This window comes from Bacillus sp. M13(2017) (genome assembly GCF_002218325.1).
In the GTDB taxonomy this organism is placed as follows: domain Bacteria; phylum Bacillota; class Bacilli; order Bacillales; family Bacillaceae_G; genus Bacillus_A; species Bacillus_A thuringiensis_K.
The window spans coordinates 38,839-58,592 of the sequence record NZ_KZ268509.1 but is presented as its reverse complement, the minus strand read 5'-3'; the positions used below and the strand labels follow the sequence as shown (position 1 = coordinate 58,592).

Here is a 19,754-nt window from a genome sequence, read left to right as displayed (position 1 = left end):
TAAAAGAAAAGTTAAGTATGGGATAAAACATTGAGAGTTTCGAAATTTTCATATATTGTATGAATTGAGTTCGAACTCAAAAATTTTAAAAGGTGGGAAAATTAGTGAATATGAAAAAATCTTTATCGGTGACAACTTTAGGGTTAGCGGTTTTAGGTTTTGGTTTTACTAATAACGCAAGTGCTTCAGAGGTCGATACTGTAGACAAGCAGCCCATTTTAGTTGACTTTGATACAATTCAATCAACAAAAACATCTATTGTTCCTAGTTTGACTGTTGCAGCTGCACCTAAGAATGACTCTAACATTAGCGTATATACTCCCTTTTTTGGTAACCCATATGCAGTTGCGAAATCGAAATCAACTACGACCGAAGACTATGTTTATGCAAAAGCAAGAACTTTCAATGGCGATGGCTCATTAGTAAATACGAAAAGTAATAGTGCAAAAAAATCATCCTTTGTAAGTGCTACAGCGACCAACACAAGCATTTATTATGGAGATGATTACGCTATCGGTAATCATACCTATAAATTATGTGGTTATAATGATGTGAATCACGAAACAAAAGCTTTCTGGTAAGAAAGAGAAAAAAGATATGCATCTTGCATATCTTTTTTCTCTAATATTTTACATATATTGAGGTGCTATTTATGAAACAAATATATATTATTAGCGGTGTTTTACTTATTTCATTACTTACAATTTATATTTTGTTCAATACTTCAATCATACAACCTCATCCACCTTCCATAGAAAATAAACGAGAGCAACAAACCAATACTATTTCTTACGGATTGAAGGATAATCAAGGTCAACATATTAACAATGGTAGTACCATTACTAGTGAGGATAATAGAGTTAATGTAACATTATCATTCGTACATACTATTAATGAAAACCGAAAATATGGATTAATTGTTCTAGAAGATTACGTACAAAAACCTTTTAAAATAGAAGATACTACTAATGAAATATCACACTATTTTTTTGATATGAAACCAAACAGTTCAATTACTACGAAAATCTCTTTACACACCTCTCCTAATGCAAATGAATTAACCTTTTTAATAATTAAAAAACCTGAATACAAATTAAAAGATAATAACTTAAATAAAGCAGCTATTTTAGAAGATATTCTAAGTATGCGATATTCAATGCATCCTCTTCAGAAAGAAAACGAAAAAATAAAATTCTCCCTTATAGATCCAGATGCTATTTTAAAAGATGGTCTTTACGAACCATTATTTGTTACGAACCGTGAAGAGAACTTACAAACTGTCTTCTTTGAAAAGGAAGGCAAGCAATTAATTTTATCAAGCGGTAATGAAACAAATGATGAAATGACTTACGCAATCGTGGCTTTTAAAGATTGGAAACAAGTTGAAATATTTAACAATAGAAAAGTCGTTTATACTAAGGTTGCACCTGAAACAAGACAAATCTTTAATTTCACATTGCCTTCAGTGGATCAGGAAAGTAATTTTCAACTCGTTGCTTTTCCATTTCCTTTTAAAGTTAGCGAAGAAGATTATATCAGTCAACAAGCATTCAGTTCCTTTCGCATCGTAATTGAAAATGAAAATAAATAAGTTATACTGTGCACATTACAACAACCTAAAAAAGGCCTACTCACACGAGTAGGCTTTTGAAACTATGAAAGTTTCGTCAATAACTGATTTAAATCTTTTTTCGTTTTCGTCGTTAATGATTTCATTTTATTAATATCGATTTTTTCTTTCTCCGCTCCTACAATTAACGGATACATGCTTTGACCGATTGTTTTAGAATCCGTCGGATGTGATGCTTCTAGCTCTTTTTCAATCACGTCCCACTTTTCATTAATTTGTTTGCCAAGCTTATTCACTGTTTCCAATTTTGGATTAGCAGCTAACTGCTTGTCCAAGCTATCAATTAATGCCACAACTTCTTTAACGTTCGTTTTCACAGCAACACTTTTCTTCGGATCTTTCGTTGTCTTTTCGTTATTGTTTGTGTTTGTGTTTGAGCTTGTACTTGTGCTTTGATCTGCTGTTTTCCCGCTAGTCGTTTGGTCATTCGTTTTTCCTGTCGTTTCTTTTTCTTTTGTTTTCACATTCTCATTTTGAGTTGATGTTTTACCGTTACTTTCTGTTCCTGATGATTCTTTCGTATTTTTTGCATCTTTATCTGTTTTTTCATTTGAAGAAGTATTTGTTTCTTTTTCAGTATCTTTCGTTGTTTTGGACGCTTCATCTGCACTTGTCGTTTTTGCTTCTCCTTCATTTTGCGCTGTTACTTGCTCTTTCTTTTCTGCCTCTTTATCTGCTGATGGACTACAAGCTGCCATAGTAAGCATTGTGCCAATTGTTATCGATGCGATAGCGACCTTTTTCATTTTCATATAAATCCCCCTATGTTTACTTTATTTATCCTCCCCTTTACGATTCGATTTCCCTTTAAAAAATCCCTTTTCATACGAATTACCATCTTTCCGACAGTAATCTTCATAATAATACGTACAAAAACTGATAAATCAATTCGAATATTCGAGTTTCTTCTACTTCATTTTTCTTCTCTCTAACAAAAGAAAAAGAGTATATTGTCACATTAAGAATTACTATCTTTATATGACGATATACTCTTCTATCAAATTTTTATCTTTCTTGACATTTTATTTATACAAAAAAATAAAATTTTCTTTCGTTTTTTGTTTCTCAACATTTGTTAACATAATATTTTTATGAATAACCACCATTCGAGTGAATGACTTGCCCAGTAACCCATTTCGCTTCTTCACTTACTAAAAAAGAAATTAAGCGCGCAGCATCCATTGTTTCTCCAACTCTACCTTGCGGGAACTTCCATACTAAATGATGCTTCAGCTCCTCTGTAATCCATCCTGTATTCGTCGGTCCTGGATCTACAGCATTCACTGTAATCCCCTTCTCCATCGCAACTGGTGCTACTGACTTTGTAAATGCTTCAATTGCTCCTTTCGTTGCTGCGTATGCTAGTTCATCAGGCATTGGCCCGAGTGACTGTCCTGAAGTAAGATTAATAATACTCCCACTCGTCTTGCTTGCATAATGTTTTATAAATAATGAACTTAATAACATAGTAGCCCGAACATTAACCGTATAATGTTTATCTAACTGTTCTACATTTAATTCCTCAATTCTCGTATGAGTAGCATACGCTGCATTATTAATTAAAATAGATGGATCACCTAACCGTTCTGATACCATATAAAACAAACGATTTGATGAATACGACTGCGATAAGTTGATTTCTGCCATTTCACATCGAACACCGTAACTTTCAATTTCCTCTTTCAGCAAAAAGGGTTCTTGATCACTCATTCCCCATGGCATCGCTTTATCATACTTTGGCCAGTACGTGAAAAAAATGTCTATCCCCTTTTGAGCAAGCACCTTGCATACAGCTGCACCAATTCCATTCAGACGAGTTGCCCCTGTTACAATTGCTATTTTCTTCACCTTTTTCTCCTCCATCTATACACAGATCCCCTGCATGAATACAGAGGATCTATCTTCTTATTGAATATTTGACAGTATACGTTCAGCACCTAATTTTAACATTTTAATAAAAATATAATTTACAATCGTAAACATTACAAATAAAACGATAAACATAACCCACAGTCCGACATGAAGGAAGAAGTATAATACACTTACTCCCCCCACAATAATTAAAGCTATTAAAATATTAACTAAAAAATTCCACAAAGTTGTATATCGACTTTTAAATAATTTCTGCTCTGTATCCCAATGAATATCTGCAGTTTGTGCGTCCCAGCGTGTTCCGATTAAATTAATTAACAATAAACCGTTCGCACTTAATAAGAACCAAAGAACCATAAATACTGGAGAAATTCCCGCTACAACTGCCATCGTAATACCGAATACTGCTAAAATAATTACATTAATTAACCAAGCAGTGATTGCTTTCGCAAAAAAGATATCCGAAGCCTTTACTGGTAAATAACGATTCACAAACCAAGAGCTTCCATCTCGCGAAAATGACGTTGTTGCAATGACGTTACTACCCATTAAAAATAACGATGCACAAAGGCCAACACCAATTGCAAATCCCGTTGTCTCTGGATTGTTAATATACTCTGTAATAAACTTTAAATTTCCATCTTGCACAAATAAAATAAAGAACAACATAATTGGCATAACGAAAGTTTGTACGATACAATTTAAGAAAAATTGTGGTGTACGGAATAACGTTTTAAATTCTTTTTTCACATATGCTTTCAAATGTGAACTTTGTACCGTAGATTTCTGTAAGCCTTCTGCTGAAATGACTTCTTTTTTTGCTGTACTCGTTGAAAGTCCAATAACCCCTTTTAAATATGTACGCTCTGCAATGTAATAAAACAACACAAAAAATACAAATGAAATAACTGCAAAGATTATTATATATAAAGGACCCTTCCAATTTGCATTTTCTACTAATGCCACTGCTCCAAAATATGTAGTTGGAAAATAGTTTGTCATTTGTACTAAAAGAGAAGACTGGTTGTTTGCAAGGTAATCCGCAATTGCATCTTCAGAAAACGAACTTTTATTTTTCCACTGCAAAAATACGTTAATTCCTACAATAAATAGTATACTTACGATTCCAATAAATATATTTCCTCGGTCTTTATTTTTCGCTATATTTGTATACCTCATAATAACTGTCATCAGTAACGAAGCTAGTACTAACGGCACAATCGGGAAGAGTAAGTAAATAAAAATCATATATATGTAATATGTAATAAACGCGCCACTTTTTAAACCGTACGTAATAAAGATTGGTAATAAAATAAATGAACTCATTACGTATTGTGTAATTAATACCGTTAAAAATTTGGCTGAAATAATTTGCGCTGGTTTTAATGGTAATGGTAATAACATTTCAATGTCATTGCTGTAGTAAAATACAGTTAAAATGTTCGTAATACTCATTAAAAATACCCATATACTCGCAATCGCAAGTCCCATTGCGATAATCATTCCTGGATCTTGCCCTAAATGTATCATTCCCTCATACATTGCATGCGTGATAGAACCAAACAGTAAAAAGCCGACAAATAAAATAGCTGCAAATGAAAATACATACGCCCATCGCTTCTTCTTATCTGTTATAAAATCTGCATAATTTAATTTCAATAATACTTTCGTTAACGTCCAAATTTTACTCATTGCCCGTCATCTCCAAGAACATTTTTTCAAGTGATTCATTGGATTTAAAATGATCTCTCATTTCATCTAAATTCCCTTTGAACTGCAAATTCCCCTTATTAATAATCGCGACGCGGTCACATAATTTTTCTGCCACTTCTAATACGTGTGTAGAGAAGAATACAATCTTTCCTTTATCCGCATGTTCTCTCATCATTTCTTTTAAAATATATGCAGATTTCGGATCCAGCCCCGTTAACGGTTCATCTAAAATCCATACATCTGGCTCATGCACGAGCACACCAATAATAACAATCTTTTGTCTCATACCGTGCGAGTAACTTTGAATTTGATCTGATAAAGCATTATAAAGATCAAATTTCTTCGCTAAGGACTCAATTCGTTCTTGGCGTACTTCTTTCGGCACTTCATACATATCTGCCATAAAGTTTAAATATTCAATTCCCTTTAATCGTAAAAACATATCTGGACTATCTGGGACATAACCAAACGTCCTTTTCGCTTCCATCGGATTTTTCATAATATCTATACCATTAATCGTAATCGTTCCTTTGTCCACCCCATGGATACCAGTAATCATCTTAATTGTCGTTGATTTACCGGCACCATTCGGTCCTAAAAATCCAAAGATTTCTCCGCTAGGCACAGATAAACTTAAATCTTTTACTGCATAGGTAGAACCATTATAACTTTTTGACACATTCGTAATTTCAATCATTACATCCAATCCTTTCCTTAATTACCAAATAACTATATTAACATTATAGCATACTTATATTTTTAGATTTTTGTATTTTTCAGTTTTTAACCTTTAAAATAAATATACAGACCTAACCCAACGATTAAAACGACAGCTAGTATAATATAAATCATCGTAAGTCTTCTAATATTCCCCTTTGTAGATTTACTATAATTTGCATCACCCTTTCGCCCAATTAACACCGTCGCGACTACAGTAATCACTACAAGTAATACAACGATCATAATCCAATTTAGCATACCTTCCTCCCCCTCCTTACAACCATTTTACAATATTATCCTCTTTATTTCGCAGCCTATTTCCTCTTTTTACTATTATTATGAAGCAAACTGGAAAACTATTATTACCATTCCTATTCATATGTGATATATTTATAACATAACGTGATTTATTTCTAACATGATAAGGAGGAACTATCATGAAAACAACTTGGATAAAATATTTAGGATTTCTTGGTTTCTTCGGTTTTCTTGGCTTTTTTTATGGAAAAGGATTGTTTACTATGTTTTGTTTCTTCTCCTTTTTCACCTCATATAGAACGGTTCAACACGATGAACTGTTTGAACAAATCGTTAATAAATCGTGCCGCAATGCCTTTATCGTTACGTTACTAACTACCGCTATCATTATGTTCATTGAAATGTTATTTCCAAACCCGGTGCTACAAGAAATTGATATCGCTCTTATTTTCGGCACACTTATTCTTACGTTCGGATTCTCTATGTTCTTTTACGATAAACCAGTTGATGAAATGGAAGATGCACCATGGCGTTCGTAACGAAAATAAAAGAATACCGCGCCAAATTGAACATGACGCAAGAAGATTTAGCGAAACAAGTTGGTGTACGTCGTGAAACAATTAGCCATCTCGAAAAAGGAAAATATAATCCTTCCTTGCAGCTTGCTCACGATATTGCGAGGGCACTTCATAGTACGATTGATGAGGTTTTTATTTTTGAGGATTGATTAAAGGCATCCAGTCACAAGAATCACATAAAAAATACCGTCATTCTTTCCAAGACGAATGACGGTATTTCTCATTGATTATCCATATAAAACCGCATGAAATATGCCTAATAGTAAGTATTGATCCTGCATGTAATCTTCATCATATACTTTCATCTCAATGTAATACATATCTTCCTCAAGACGAATATTCCAATCTGCAATTACATAGCCTTTTCGTAATAACTTTCCCATTCCAAATGAAGTTTTATGAACAACATATTCTTCTGCCTTATATGTAAAGGTAAATAAGAAATTTGCATCCAATAACTTTCCGTCACATACAAGTATTTCATGCTCTACATCATTATTATCTTTGTACGTTACTAAAATCCTTCTTTGGCGCTGCCTACTTACATCCTTTGCAATGACGCGAATATTTCCCTTACTATCCTTTATTTCATAAATGATATTACTACCAATTTTCGGAATAAAATCCAGCACTCTCATCAACGTATTTTTATAATAGCCCCGTACTACGCCTACTTGCTCGCTTCCATTATAAACCTCTATCGGCGTCGTATCTGCTTTGCTGTCACACGGTCGTTTGTAAGAGAGCTGCATCATTCGCTCTCCTCTTAAGTACTGATCAAACGTCACAGGATATTCAATCGCGCGCAGTTCTTTATTTAGCTCATACAAATAGCGTTGAACACTCTCTATTAATGTTGTAGTAGCTATACGCTCTTGCAGTTCAAATTCTTGCCAGCTGGAAGAAACATTCCATTGATTATGATCCTCTTCATAGAAGAAACTAAGAATTACCTCTTCACGGTTAGCCGTTTCATATTTCATAGGCACGTTCTGCCCATGTTGAACTTGTTCCATCCACTGACCTAAATAAATGCCCAGCTCTGCAACCTTTATACATGATTTTTGAAAAAATACGCTGTCACTCGCGCAAATCGTTACATCTCCTTCGATAAAACCCTTTGAATATGCATCATACCGTGACTCATCCTTCTGCGGGAGATTCTTGTCTAACTCAAATAAAAACGTTAACATCCTTTATTCACCTCTAGTTGTTACACTAATCATACATGACATCGCATCACTCTGAGAAACTATTTATATACGTATATTTAATTCACGCATTATAACACGTGAATGACCTTGTATAGTAGCGTTATTTTTTGTTCTATATCTTAGTATATGAACTTATATCATCGATTTTTCAAATATATCTATCACAACTCACAATATATCAACGATTTTTTCAATATATCTATCACAACTCACAATATATCAACGATTTTTTCAATATATCTATCACAACTCACAATATATCAACGATTTTTTCAATATATCGATTTTTCGACAAATATCAGCACAATTAAAATGAAGCTACCTTTTCTTCCGCCATTTCTACAATTTCTAAAATTTGTAGCAGACTCTCCACTTCATAAGTCGGATTAACACTCGTCTTATTCTCTTTCAAACTCGGATTATACCAACACGTATCAATGCCGTAATCTTCTCCGCCTTTCATATCAGAAGTTAACGAATCTCCAACTATTAGTACACTTGATTTATCAGTAATCCCAAACTTTTCAAACGCATAATCAAAAATCTCACGCGCTGGTTTTTGATGACCAACTTCTTCAGAAATAATAATGTGATCAAAGAAATTACATAAAGGTGAATTTCCGATTCTTGATTGTTGCACCTTCGTATATCCATTCGTAATAATACCTAACTTGCAATCTTGTAGATTTTCACATAATTGCACTGCACCTTCTATAAGGTGTACCTCTTTTCCTAAGTTTTCAAGATATACATCACTAAATTGCTGCGCATCTACGTCTATATTATGAAGTGCAAATAATTGTCTAAATCGCTCTACGGCTAATTCACTTAGCGTAATCATTTTATTTTCTAAATCTCTCCATAATCCATTACTAATCTCTTTATAACTTGCAAGATGATCATTATACCCTGTAGGCATACCAAACTGTACAAACGCATTATGTAGTGCGTATCTTTCCGTTTCAGGGAAATCTAATAATGTATCATCTACGTCGAATAATATAACTTTGTATTTCATGATGTTCTCCTCAACTCCTATTTTAAAAGCTTCGTTCTCATTGCTTAAAATTTATTTAATTCTTTTAACTAAAGCACACTTTAATTCAATTTTTATATAACTAAAATTACACCTCTGCGTTTAATAACTTATAATCATTATTAAAGTAGGCATGTTAAATTACACCACTTTACCGTCACTTAACATAATAACACGATAGTAATATAAGTTTATATATTTCATTATGAGGCGCTTAACCTGCTCTTTATTGAATACACCATTATCTTCTATTTTCAACTACGCTATAAGTAAAAGGAGGCTAATCTGCTCAGCCTCCTTTTACTTATTAATCTTCTAGTAATAACACTTTCATTTCCTCTAACGACTCTTTCGTAAAGCCAAGTGCTTTTTCAGCATACGCTTCAACTGAACCATATTGCTTTTTCACTTCATCAATCGCAGCTTGTAAATACTCAGCACGAGCTTCGAACATCGCACCTAATATCGCTCTACTCTCATCGTTTTGTAGTTTTGCACCTAAAAAGGCCATCATTTTCTCGTTTAACTTTTCACGGAAACCGTTACTTAGTAAATAATCTTCCATTACTGTTTTCTCTGGTACACCTAGTAAAAGTAATAATAATGCTGATCCAAATCCAGTACGGTCTTTTCCAGCTGTACAGTGGTTTACTAACGGTAAGTTTTCCGGGTTTTGCGCTAAGTTTAAGAAGCTTACGAACGCCTCGTTACCACTTACGAAATCTTGATTCATTTTTACAAAGTATTCGCCTGGTTTCCCTAACATAGAAAGGTCACCAACTTGGAAAAACTCATTTATATTCAAGTCTTTCGCTAAATCTTGCATAACTGGTAAGCACACTTGACGAGCTCCTGTAATCTCAGGGTTTGGCTTATGCTTCACTTCGAAGTCTGTACGGTAATCACAAATTAACTTTAAGCCAGACTTTTGTAAATACTCAATATCCCACTCTGTTAATCCTGCTAACTCTTCAGAACGGTACAACTTGCCCCATTTTACTTTACGGCCTTCAAGCGTTTCATACCCTCCCATATCACGGAAGTTAAACGCGCCTTGTAATGGCAGTCTACGCTCAGCTACTGTCACTGCTTGTCCATTACTACCTATTAGTCTAAAATATGGACGCTCATTTTCACTTAAATTTCCAATTGTATATGATGATTCTCCATTTACCGTTGCAAGTAACTCCCCATTTTCTTCAATATGATCTGGTGAAGTACTCCAATAAATGCGAACTTCTTCTATATTATCTTCCCACTTTATATGTAACGTATTCGTTTCATTTCTTTCTACAGTTGCTTGTAGCCAATGTCTTTGCTGCTCCATTCTTTCACCAACGCTTTCTTCGTATAGTCTAATCCTTCTCTATTTTATTATAGGAATATCTACTTTGTCGTTCTCATTTTTCTTTTTATCTTACAAAGAGGCAAAAAGTTCTTTTACTTGTTCAAAATTTGTACATGGATTCCCTCGAAATACGTATGCGATTTGTTCATTACCGAGATTTTCATATACAACTGTTCCGTGATCAGGGTGAGAATAAAACTCTAACCCGTTTATAATTTGTTGTGGACCATAATTCATTGCCCATGAAGAAACAGGATAATACGCTTTGTTTTTATGCCTACAAACCCAAAGTGCATATAGTTTATTATCTTCGTCCCAGTATACATACTGCGTTTCATCATTTCCAAAACCGACCGATTCAAGTTTCCAACTCAGCTTTTTATGAATTGATAACTTTACATAGCGTATGTTATCTGGATCATTCCACTCACGACATCTTCCTATCTCACCCATTTCACCTCTCTTAGCTTGAAAGCTTAATAAGTAAAATGGTGTATGTAATATCGTTTTCGCAAACTCTGTATGTACCGGTTGTAATCCGAGTAGAAACCTTTCCATTTCGCCTAGGTTTACATATCCATGATCAACAGAAATTTCAACTTGTGTTTTCCATGTAGATGTAACGTAACTTTCTTTTCCTTTATAATTTACACCTTTTTAATACACAAGCTTTTTATATTGAAAACAATCCCCTTTTGCTTGAGAAATACAGGTATCTGGAAATACTGGCTCCATTATATCGAGAAAAAACTCCTTTACTCGAAACATTCCAGTTGGAGTATCAATCTGAAACCAAACAGTTTCCCACTTTTCACCTTCAAAACGTTCTGAAACTTTTTCAATCCTCCACCCTTCTAACAACACATTTGGATACAGTAAAACGAATGAATGCATGGATTGTTTTAACATATATACCCCTCCCACTAAATGAGTTCGAGAGAGTACATCATTCACCCTCCTAAAACTCCCTCACATACCGCTCAGTACAACTCAGCAACTGACATCCATTCTTTTCAAAAACATCCTTCATCCACTCATTTTTCATATTTGTCTCACCAATATAATAAGATGCACCTATTTCCTTTAAGACAAACAACGCACCTGCAAATAATGCAGCTTCATATCCCTTATTACGCATATTTGGAGTAACTGCGAAGTACATAAGTTTCCCTTCTTCTAACGTACCTCTTTCAATATGCGGGATTACAATTCCTATCGGCTTTTCATCGACATTCGCTGTTAAGCAATGTTCTTTCCATTGCTCACCAATTTCTTGTAGCATCATATGCACAAATTGATCATGAACGACTGGTTCTCCCGTCGCTTCATTCCACAGTGAATAAAAAGCCTCTTCCCCTACTTCTTCAATTAACTTAAAATCAACTTCACTTTCTATATCTTCTACTTCGTATATATCTTTAAATACAATCATGCTTTCCGTAACATATTCAAATGAATACGTTTCAAAACATTTTTTATACACATCATAATTTGGGCTTTTTGAAGAAATTTCAAAATGTAATTTTTCTAATCCATCTTTTTCAGCTTCGGCAACGCAATACTGCATCATTCCCTCTAATTGCTCTTCTGTAAAAACCTCTGCATTATTTTCTTTTATCATAATAGAAGAAGCACTTCTTCTTATTTTAAAATGTTTTTCTAACTGTTCTATCGTCGTCATATTCTTCCCTCATCTATATCATACTCGAATTTCTAATCGTTCTCCTTGCATGAGCAGGATTGTCCTTGAATATATAGAATACTAGAAAAGATCGCATCTTTAAAGTGCGGAGGAGGTTCTCCAGTGGATATTACAGCATTGCAACAACAATTAGAGCTTATACAACAAAATGACTATACGCAACTACAGCATATAGATGTAAATGAGTTAACTTTGAACATGCTTCAGTATATCGGAACGACTGATAGCTACGTTCGTTACCAACTTATATATAAATGTTTTGCGCATTTCATTCATCATGAATTCCTTATGGACGATCAGCTGAAATTACTTCTGCAAACTTGTTTAAGTGATGAGTATTTATATTGTGACATTTACTCCCCACATACAGATGGGGTTTTCACACGTTCTTACACTGTTTCGTTAATTGCGTTAATACTCCAATTCGCTAATTCGCACTACTTTTGTACAGAGGAGGATATCGAAGAAATAAAAAATAAACTCATTACATACACAAACTTAGAAACGGATTTTCGGGGCTATATCGAAAATAAAGGATGGGCTCATTGTCTTGCTCATGTATCTGATGCCTTTACTGAAATTGTTCATAATACGTATACAACTTTTGAATGGTACGAAGAATTAATTCATTGTTTATTAAATAAAATCTTTATTCCATCTGACCTTTTTCATAATAACGAAGATGAGCGCATTGTTACGCCATTACTAGCAATGCTGTATCATGATTTTCCTCAAAACGAGTTAATTTCTATTATTCATAAAAAAATAAAAAGGCTTCCTCAAATTAGAAAACGCCTTTCGCTTAATGAGTATTGTATTTTATGTGCCAATATTAAAACCTTTTTACGCACATTATTTTTCAGAACAAAAGATGACCATAACTTAGCCTTTACAGCACGTAAAACAGAAAGAATGTTAAAAGAACTTCCTAACTATTATTAAATACAAGGAGCAATGACATGGGTTATATTGAAGATATGAGAAATCTAGTAGGAAATCATCCACTTATTTTAATAGGATCACACGCCATTATATTAAATGAAAAAGATGAAGTATTGCTGCAACTCCGTACAGATTTTAAACGCTGGGGCATTATTGGTGGTGCCCTAGAATATAACGAAACGTTAGAAGATGCTTTAAAACGAGAAGTGTTTGAAGAAACTGGACTTATTATTAAAAATCCAGAACTATTCCGTACATACTCAGGGCCAGACTTCTTTCAAATCTATCCAAACGGCGATCAAGTACACGGTGTACTCGTTGTTTATATTTGCCGAGAATTTCATGGTGAACTTGTATGCGATCAAAGTGAATCAAAAGAACTACGCTTCTTTTCACTTGATAAATTACCTAATAATCTTCCTCCTGTTATTGAGAGGATTATTACAGATTATCTAAAAAAATAAGGGAACGCTTAACGTTCCCTCTCAAATCCAATCTGCTTTTTAATTTCCGCTAAATTTACCTTCGCAATAGCACGTGCCCGCTCAGCACCTTTTTCTAACGCTTCATATAATAAATTTGGCTCATTCATATACATTGCGTATTTCTCCCGAGGTCCAGCTAACTCACGATCTACAACGCGAAATAACTCTTTTTTAACATCGCCCCATCCGATTCCAGTCTCATATTTTTCACGTAATGACTGTACTTCGTCTTCTGTCGCAAATTCTTTATAAATTGTAAATAAGGTTTCTAGTTCTTTCGGTTCATTTGGAAGTGAAGAATCTGTTTTGATTTTAAATATTAATTTTCGTAGTTTTTCTTGCTCTGCAAATAATGGGATCACATTTCCGTAACTTTTACTCATCTTCCTTCCGTCAAGACCAGGTAAAATAGCTCCTTCTTCTTGTATGACATACTCTGGAAGTGTAAATGTCGTGCCAAATGTATGATTAAAATACGTCGCAATATCACGAACAATTTCAATATGCTGAATTTGGTCTTTTCCAACTGGTACATGAGTAGCTTGAAATAATAATATGTCAGCTGCCATTAAAATCGGGTACGTGTATAACCCCATATTCACTCCCGCATCGACCTCTAACCCTGCTTCTTTATTTTGCTCCACCTTCGCTTTATACGCATGAGCACGGTTCATAAGACCTTTCGGAGTTAGGCAAGCTAAAATCCAAGCTAATTCTAGAATCTCCGGCACTTCCGTTTGTCGATAAAAAATCACATCTTCTCCAAGTCCAAGCGATAGCCAAGTAGCTGCTACCTCTTTCGTATAACTACTAAACTGACTCGGATCATGCACAGCATTTAATGCATGATAATCAGCTATAAAGTACAATGCTTTTCCTTCATTATTCTTTGACATTTGTAATGCAGGTTTAATCGCACCAATATAATTTCCTAAATGCGGATAACCTGTCGGCTTAATTCCTGTTAACATTATTTTTTCACTCACACTAACTCCTCCTTTCTCAAAATAAAAAGAGCCCCTCATCCTTAAAAAAGGACGAGAGACTCCCGCGGTACCACCTTAATTAGCTATCATTAGCTCACTTCATACTTCAATAACGTGAAGTAAGCGTCTTTACCTACTCATTTCAGTTAGAAGCTCCAGAGTCCATTCCATATTCATCCCTTACTGATTCTCACCACATATCAGCTCTCTGAAAAGTTTCGAATATGTACTCTTCTCTTTCATTGCTTTTTCGTTATTTTTTACAGTTTATCACATTTCACTTCTAAACAAACCCGAATTTTCTATTTTATATAGCAGGAATTTCCACTTCAATTGTCTAATGATATATAGGTTTGCAGAAATATTCGAAACAACTTTGGAGGTTTTTTCATGGTAAAATATATATCCATTTTAGGTTCCACAGGATCCATCGGCACATCTGCATTAGATGTCGTTTCAGCTCATCCTGAACATTTCAAAATCGTCGGTTTAACCGCAAATTATAATATCGATCTTCTTGAGCAACAAATCAAAACGTTTCAACCTCGTATTGTAAGCGTTGCAACAAAAGACTTAGCAGACACGCTTCGTACGCGTATTTCAGCGAATACAAAAATCACATACGGAACTGATGGCTTAATTGCGGTAGCTACTCACCCTGATTCAAATCTTGTATTAAGTTCTGTTGTCGGAGTTTCCGGACTACTTCCAACGATTGAAGCATTAAAGGCGAAGAAAGATATTGCCATCGCTAATAAAGAAACGTTAGTTGCAGCTGGTCATATCGTAACTGAACTGGCCAAGCAAAACGGATGTCGTTTAATTCCAGTCGATAGCGAACATTCAGCTATTTTCCAATGTTTAAACGGCGAAAATAATAAAGAAATTGAGAAATTAATCGTTACAGCTTCTGGCGGTGCATTCCGTGATAAAACACGTGAAGAAATGAAAACTTTACAAGCAAAAGATGCTTTAAAGCACCCAAACTGGTTAATGGGGGCAAAACTAACGATTGATTCTGCCACATTAATGAATAAAGGATTCGAAGTAATGGAAGCAAGATGGCTATTTGATATTCCTTATGAAAAAATTGATGTAATGATTCATAAAGAAAGTATTATTCATTCTTTAGTAGAGTTTATTGATGGATCAGTTATTGCGCAGCTCGGTGCTCCTGATATGAGAATGCCAATTCAATATGCGTTTCACTACCCTACTCGGCTACCTTCTTCCTATGAAAAATTAAATTTATTAGAAATTGGTAGTTTACATTTTGAAAAACCAGATTTAGAGAAGTTCCCTTGTCTACAATACGCATATGAATGTGGCAAAATTGGTGGCACTACTCCTGCTGTATTAAACGCAGCAAATGAAATTGCAAATGCACTATTCTTAAAAAATGAAATTGCCTTTTTCGATATTGAAAAAACAATTTACAAAACAGTTGAAGCTCATCATAACGTAAAAGATCCTTCACTAGATGCTATATTAGAAGCGGATCAATGGGCGCGCCAATATGCAAATGAATTGTTAATAAAAAAGAGCTAAAACAGTTCCCACTGTTTTAGCTCTTTTTTTCACGTATTCAACTTAACAAATCGATATCCGTGCGTAACTAACACTTTTAATATTGCATACCCTGGAATTGCTAAAATAATCCCCATAATTCCAAATAAATTTCCGGCAGTTAAAATAATAAAAATGATAGTAATCGGGTGAATATCTAACTTTTTACCCATGACTTGCGGAGAAATAAATTTACCTTCTGCTAATTGTACGACCATCATTACGATAATTACCTTTAAAACCATTGCTGGCGAGTCAATAAATGCGATAATTAAAGCTGGTGTAATTGCAATGATTGGGCCTACGTACGGAACGATATTTACAATCATCGCTAAAATAGCGAGTAGTACCGCATATTTAATACCGATAATAAGGTAACCAATTAATAGCATAATACCGATAAATAAGCTAACGATAATTTGTCCTCTAATATACGAGCTAATCGCATAATGCATATCGTCTAGTATTCTCATCGCTGCTGGTCGTCTTTGTTCTGAAATAAACTTTAAAAAGTGATTCGGTAATTGCTCACCATCTTTTAAAAGATAGAACAATATAAACGGAACCATTACAAACGTTAAAACAACCTCTGTAACAGTACTCAAAAATCCAGTTACATTTCCTGTTACTGATGATAAAGATTTCGTAAAATCAACTGTGTAGTCTTTTACCATATTCGCAACATTAATATTTAAATTCTCCTGAATTTTACCGAGTAAATTACTTTCCCCGAATCTACGTGCTGCTTGTTCAATCTCATGACCAAAATAAGGTAAGTTATCAATTAATGCATCAATTTGATCTTTAATAATAGGGATAACCGTTACAACTAAAAATACAAATAATCCTAGTACGATTAAATATATGGAAGCTATCGATACAATTCTTGAAACACCTTTCTTTTCTAAAAGCGAAACGAATGGATGTAAAATATAGAATAGCACGCCTGCTAATAGTACTGGGAAGAAAATTGTTTTTAAAAATACGATAAACGGTGTAAAAACAAATGATATTTTTGTTAGCAATAAAATATTAATGAACAATAACGCAAATCCAAGTAATACCGCCAAATAATTTTGTTCTCTAAAAAACTTTCTTAACTTATCTCTTTTTCTTATATTTATTTTCTCCAATGAAACCACCTCTTCGAATGATGAAAAGCCCTTATTCAGGGCTCTTCATCATAATCTATATATCTATTTCTTTGCAGCTTTCACTACAAATGATACAATAAAAATTAACACGATTGCACCTAATAATGCTGGCACGACATGAATCCCACCAAATGATGGCCCAAAGGATCCAAATAATCTACCACCTAACGAAGCACCTAATAAACCTGCGATAATATTTCCGAACATACCACCTGGGAAATTTTTACCTGTTATAGAACTAGCAATTGCACCTATAATAGCACCAACTAAAAATGTGATAATCCATCCCATTTTTAGTCCTCCATTTCTATTATAGTTTGTATGATTCAATACAAACATATGTATTTATCATTGCTAATCATATTTCACTATAGAAATATATTTACTACTATTTTACATATGGAGATACATATATTATATGCAAAAAAAGAAAAATATTGTCAAACTCACTCATAAAGCAATTATATTCATATACCATATTCAAAGGAGGCTTCATTATCTATGATTCTTAAGTTAAATTCCACTTCTATTGAAGTAGCAACATCCATTTTACAGGTTCAAATTCCAGCTTATAAAGTTGAAGCAGACTACTTAAATAGTACTGCCATACCTCGTTTATATGATACTGTAAACGATATTCAAAGTTGTGGTGAAACATTCTATGGATATTTTTCTGAAAATAAACTTGTCGGTTTTATTTCTTTTGTACAAGAAGAAAAACTAATCGATATCCACAGGTTAGTTGTATCGCCCGATTTTTTTCAAAAAGGAATCGCAACGAAACTCCTAATTCATATATTTAACATGTTTCCCTCTTCAATGACATACATTGTACAAACAGGTAAAGCGAATACCCCTGCTATTACTTTATATAAAAAACACGGATTCATTACAGTATCAGATACAATACTTCCTGACGGTATGATTCTTACGCAATTAAAAAAGACAGAATACACAAAATAATTTGACTTGTTCGCTCCTTTATGTTATTTTTTACTTTATAAAACCTTTTGCTGAGTCCAAATTTTGGAGCGGGGGAACCATTTTTGTAGCTATGCTACTTGGGGCGAATCTTTTTTAAGTAGGGAAACTCTCACTTCCCGAGTCCGACAGCTAACCTCGTAAGCGTAATGGGAGAGGAAGGTGCTTTTTGCCTATGTTACACATTTTGCCTCCTTAATTATAAATATGGGATCGATATCAAATAGTCACCTATATTTATAGAAAAGGAGAATGTATTATGTTACGTTTATCTGATCACGCAATAAAAATGATGGAGCAAAGACTCCGAATTGAAAAACAACGCACATATCAAGCAAATAAAGTTGTAGATAACTTACATCACAAATACTTCTTTCAGCATATTTTCCAACCGAAAAGATGAAGAAAATGTTTATTTAATATTAAAAAACACAAGGTGTGTCTTACAAAGACATTCCTTGTGTTTTTTATATTCTTTATAAAATTCTCACTACATTTAAACTTGCTGTAATCGCACCTGCTATAGTAGTCACATGACCTACACCTAACGGGCCATTTTGTAATATTAATGTTGAATTGGCACTCGTCACATTCACAAGAAGTGTATTTGAAATGGCTGGTTCGATTACTACAGTTGATGTCGTTACGTTTTGTATAAAACTCCCTGTTAGTTGCGTTCCATTTAATAGCAACCTAACAGATACTGTCTCATTCCCACCAGTCGCGTCCCCTTGGAAATAGTAGCTTACTAAATATATTCCTGGCGTCGCTACTGTGACTGTCGTAGCACTAGTTAAAGATACACCAGTTCCATATACAGTGGATCCAGAATTAATTGGGATGTTGGCATTTGCTGCAATTGTACTTGTTGATGTAGAAAAGAAATATCCGCCACCTGTCGATATAGCAGATGATCCTGTTGCTCCTGTCAAGCCAGTTGGACCCACTTCACCTTGTATTCCTTGTGCTCCTTGCGGGCCTTCCTCCCCAGTAATTCCTTGTATCCCTTGGAAGCCGTCTTCTCCTTGTATACCAGTAGCCCCTTGCTCTCCTTGTATTCCTTGAACACCTTGAGGACCTTGTGAACCAGTTACACCCGAGAGTCCAGTTATGCCTCTCTCTCCTTGCATTCCTTGTCCTCCTGTTTGTCCTCGCTCACCTATTTCCCCTTGTATTCCCTGTATGCCTTGTATACCTTGACTACCAGCAGGACCCGTAGCTCCTTGTATTCCAATATCACCAATTAGACCTTGGTTACCGATTAATCCTTGAGCACCTTGGAGACCAGTCGGGCCAGTTATACCTTGCTCTCCTGTACCACCAATAGCTCCTTGTATTCCTTGTGCTCCTGTTGTCCCTCGGGGACCTTGTATTCCCCTGATACCTTGAGGACCTTGGGGCCCAGTTGCTCCCGTCGGTCCAGTCACCCCTGTAGGACCAACAGGACCTTCATGCCCTCCAGTTGGACCGATTGGACCACTATTACCTGTCGGACCAGTTGCTCCTATAAGCGGAAGAGGCAGTGCCACTCCGAATTTTTTGCAATTTCTATGATGACGCACAACAATC

The 19,754-nt window shown here is 34.7% G+C and carries 21 protein-coding genes, 2 pseudogenes, 1 riboswitch and 1 other annotated feature; of the genes and pseudogenes, 9 read left to right on the top strand and 14 right to left on the bottom strand.

The window, feature by feature from the left end; translation table 11 throughout:
- Nucleotides 1-104: 104 nt before the first annotated feature.
- The gene (locus CGQ22_RS20760; protein ID WP_089149238.1) at nucleotides 105-581 is read left to right on the top strand and encodes a XoxI protein; all 477 of its coding nucleotides are present in this window, start codon (nucleotides 105-107) and stop codon (nucleotides 579-581) included.
- Between the two features lie 71 nt (nucleotides 582-652).
- On the top strand, nucleotides 653-1,591 hold the full coding sequence (locus CGQ22_RS20755) for a hypothetical protein (protein ID WP_000810172.1): 939 nt from the start codon (nucleotides 653-655) through the stop codon (nucleotides 1,589-1,591).
- Nucleotides 1,592-1,653: 62 nt separating this feature from the next.
- Here the strand turns inward: CGQ22_RS20755 and CGQ22_RS20750 are convergent, their stop codons facing one another.
- The 5 genes from CGQ22_RS20750 to CGQ22_RS20725 form a co-directional block, all read right to left on the bottom strand.
- A complete protein-coding gene (locus tag CGQ22_RS20750; RefSeq protein WP_000782526.1) occupies nucleotides 1,654-2,382 on the bottom strand; it encodes a hypothetical protein in 729 nt (242 codons plus the stop codon).
- A gap of 337 nt (nucleotides 2,383-2,719) precedes the next feature.
- A complete protein-coding gene (locus CGQ22_RS20740; RefSeq protein ID WP_089149282.1) occupies nucleotides 2,720-3,478 on the bottom strand; it encodes an SDR family oxidoreductase in 759 nt (252 codons plus the stop codon).
- Nucleotides 3,479-3,535: 57 nt separating this feature from the next.
- Entirely contained in the window at nucleotides 3,536-5,194 is a 1,659-nt protein-coding gene (locus CGQ22_RS20735) for a putative ABC transporter permease subunit (RefSeq protein WP_089149237.1), read from the bottom strand.
- Nucleotides 5,187-5,912 (bottom strand): ABC transporter ATP-binding protein, encoded by a 726-nt coding sequence (locus CGQ22_RS20730; RefSeq protein WP_000570195.1) that lies wholly within the window; start codon nucleotides 5,910-5,912, stop codon nucleotides 5,187-5,189. The genes CGQ22_RS20735 and CGQ22_RS20730 overlap by 8 nt, the downstream gene beginning before the upstream one ends.
- 86 nt (nucleotides 5,913-5,998) lie before the next feature.
- Nucleotides 5,999-6,193, bottom strand: coding sequence for a hypothetical protein (locus CGQ22_RS20725; RefSeq protein WP_000935864.1), 195 nt, complete (start codon nucleotides 6,191-6,193; stop codon nucleotides 5,999-6,001).
- 179 nt (nucleotides 6,194-6,372) lie between these two features.
- Here CGQ22_RS20725 and CGQ22_RS20720 point away from each other — a divergent pair, with 179 nt between their 5' ends.
- Both CGQ22_RS20720 and CGQ22_RS20715 read left to right on the top strand, forming a co-directional pair.
- Complete coding sequence (locus tag CGQ22_RS20720; RefSeq protein WP_074593369.1) at nucleotides 6,373-6,732, top strand: DUF3796 domain-containing protein; 360 nt, start codon at nucleotides 6,373-6,375, stop codon at nucleotides 6,730-6,732.
- Nucleotides 6,720-6,920, top strand: coding sequence for a helix-turn-helix transcriptional regulator (locus CGQ22_RS20715; RefSeq protein ID WP_042512355.1), 201 nt, complete (start codon nucleotides 6,720-6,722; stop codon nucleotides 6,918-6,920). The genes CGQ22_RS20720 and CGQ22_RS20715 overlap by 13 nt, the downstream gene beginning before the upstream one ends.
- Nucleotides 6,921-6,998: 78 nt before the next feature.
- Here CGQ22_RS20715 and CGQ22_RS20710 read toward each other — a convergent pair whose 3' ends face one another.
- From CGQ22_RS20710 to CGQ22_RS20680, 5 genes and pseudogenes are all read right to left on the bottom strand, one after another.
- Nucleotides 6,999-7,964 carry a tubby C-terminal domain-like protein gene (locus tag CGQ22_RS20710; RefSeq protein ID WP_046945756.1) on the bottom strand — a complete coding sequence of 322 codons (966 nt, stop codon included), beginning with the start codon at nucleotides 7,962-7,964 and terminating at the stop codon, nucleotides 6,999-7,001.
- Nucleotides 7,965-8,292: 328 nt separating this feature from the next.
- Nucleotides 8,293-9,003 (bottom strand): YjjG family noncanonical pyrimidine nucleotidase, encoded by a 711-nt coding sequence (locus CGQ22_RS20700; RefSeq protein ID WP_000875942.1) that lies wholly within the window; start codon nucleotides 9,001-9,003, stop codon nucleotides 8,293-8,295.
- 325 nt (nucleotides 9,004-9,328) lie between these two features.
- Nucleotides 9,329-10,348 (bottom strand): tyrosine-protein phosphatase, encoded by a 1,020-nt coding sequence (locus tag CGQ22_RS20695; protein ID WP_089149236.1) that lies wholly within the window; start codon nucleotides 10,346-10,348, stop codon nucleotides 9,329-9,331.
- A gap of 90 nt (nucleotides 10,349-10,438) precedes the next feature.
- Nucleotides 10,439-11,278 (bottom strand): annotated as a pseudogene (locus CGQ22_RS31550) (hypothetical protein).
- Nucleotides 11,279-11,327: 49 nt separating this feature from the next.
- A complete protein-coding gene (locus tag CGQ22_RS20680) occupies nucleotides 11,328-12,050 on the bottom strand; it encodes a GNAT family N-acetyltransferase (RefSeq protein ID WP_000207421.1) in 723 nt (240 codons plus the stop codon).
- Nucleotides 12,051-12,173: 123 nt separating this feature from the next.
- On the opposite strand from CGQ22_RS20680, the gene CGQ22_RS20675 reads away from it, so the two are divergent.
- Nucleotides 12,174-13,013, top strand: a complete 840-nt coding sequence (locus CGQ22_RS20675) for a DUF2785 domain-containing protein (RefSeq protein WP_000355454.1) — start codon at nucleotides 12,174-12,176, stop codon at nucleotides 13,011-13,013.
- Nucleotides 13,014-13,030: 17 nt separating this feature from the next.
- Nucleotides 13,031-13,477 (top strand): NUDIX hydrolase, encoded by a 447-nt coding sequence (locus tag CGQ22_RS20670; RefSeq protein WP_000540455.1) that lies wholly within the window; start codon nucleotides 13,031-13,033, stop codon nucleotides 13,475-13,477.
- Nucleotides 13,478-13,485: 8 nt separating this feature from the next.
- On the opposite strand, the gene CGQ22_RS20665 is transcribed toward CGQ22_RS20670, so the two are convergent.
- A complete protein-coding gene (locus CGQ22_RS20665) occupies nucleotides 13,486-14,484 on the bottom strand; it encodes a tryptophan--tRNA ligase (protein ID WP_046945754.1) in 999 nt (332 codons plus the stop codon).
- A 44-nt stretch (nucleotides 14,485-14,528) separates the two neighbouring features.
- Nucleotides 14,529-14,736, bottom strand: a binding site (T-box leader).
- Between the two features lie 138 nt (nucleotides 14,737-14,874).
- On the opposite strand from CGQ22_RS20665, the gene CGQ22_RS20660 reads away from it, so the two are divergent.
- Complete coding sequence (locus CGQ22_RS20660; protein WP_000241796.1) at nucleotides 14,875-16,032, top strand: 1-deoxy-D-xylulose-5-phosphate reductoisomerase; 1,158 nt, start codon at nucleotides 14,875-14,877, stop codon at nucleotides 16,030-16,032.
- 29 nt (nucleotides 16,033-16,061) lie between these two features.
- Here the strand turns inward: CGQ22_RS20660 and CGQ22_RS20655 are convergent, their stop codons facing one another.
- Together CGQ22_RS20655 and CGQ22_RS20650 are read right to left on the bottom strand one after the other, a co-directional pair.
- A complete protein-coding gene (locus tag CGQ22_RS20655) occupies nucleotides 16,062-17,183 on the bottom strand; it encodes an AI-2E family transporter (RefSeq protein ID WP_000411482.1) in 1,122 nt (373 codons plus the stop codon).
- A 63-nt stretch (nucleotides 17,184-17,246) separates the two neighbouring features.
- The gene (locus tag CGQ22_RS20650; protein WP_000539714.1) at nucleotides 17,247-17,495 is read right to left on the bottom strand and encodes a GlsB/YeaQ/YmgE family stress response membrane protein; all 249 of its coding nucleotides are present in this window, start codon (nucleotides 17,493-17,495) and stop codon (nucleotides 17,247-17,249) included.
- A gap of 210 nt (nucleotides 17,496-17,705) precedes the next feature.
- On the opposite strand from CGQ22_RS20650, the gene CGQ22_RS20645 reads away from it, so the two are divergent.
- Both CGQ22_RS20645 and CGQ22_RS32100 read left to right on the top strand, forming a co-directional pair.
- The gene (locus CGQ22_RS20645) at nucleotides 17,706-18,167 is read left to right on the top strand and encodes a GNAT family N-acetyltransferase (protein WP_046945753.1); all 462 of its coding nucleotides are present in this window, start codon (nucleotides 17,706-17,708) and stop codon (nucleotides 18,165-18,167) included.
- A 38-nt stretch (nucleotides 18,168-18,205) separates the two neighbouring features.
- Nucleotides 18,206-18,348, top strand: a riboswitch (cyclic di-AMP (ydaO/yuaA leader).
- Between the two features lie 96 nt (nucleotides 18,349-18,444).
- The gene (locus tag CGQ22_RS32100) at nucleotides 18,445-18,588 is read left to right on the top strand and encodes a hypothetical protein (protein WP_000945243.1); all 144 of its coding nucleotides are present in this window, start codon (nucleotides 18,445-18,447) and stop codon (nucleotides 18,586-18,588) included.
- 73 nt (nucleotides 18,589-18,661) lie between these two features.
- On the opposite strand, the pseudogene CGQ22_RS20635 reads toward CGQ22_RS32100, so the two are convergent.
- Nucleotides 18,662-19,705: pseudogene (locus CGQ22_RS20635) on the bottom strand (BclA C-terminal domain-containing protein); the annotation flags it as partial.
- Nucleotides 19,706-19,754: the final 49 nt, after the last annotated feature.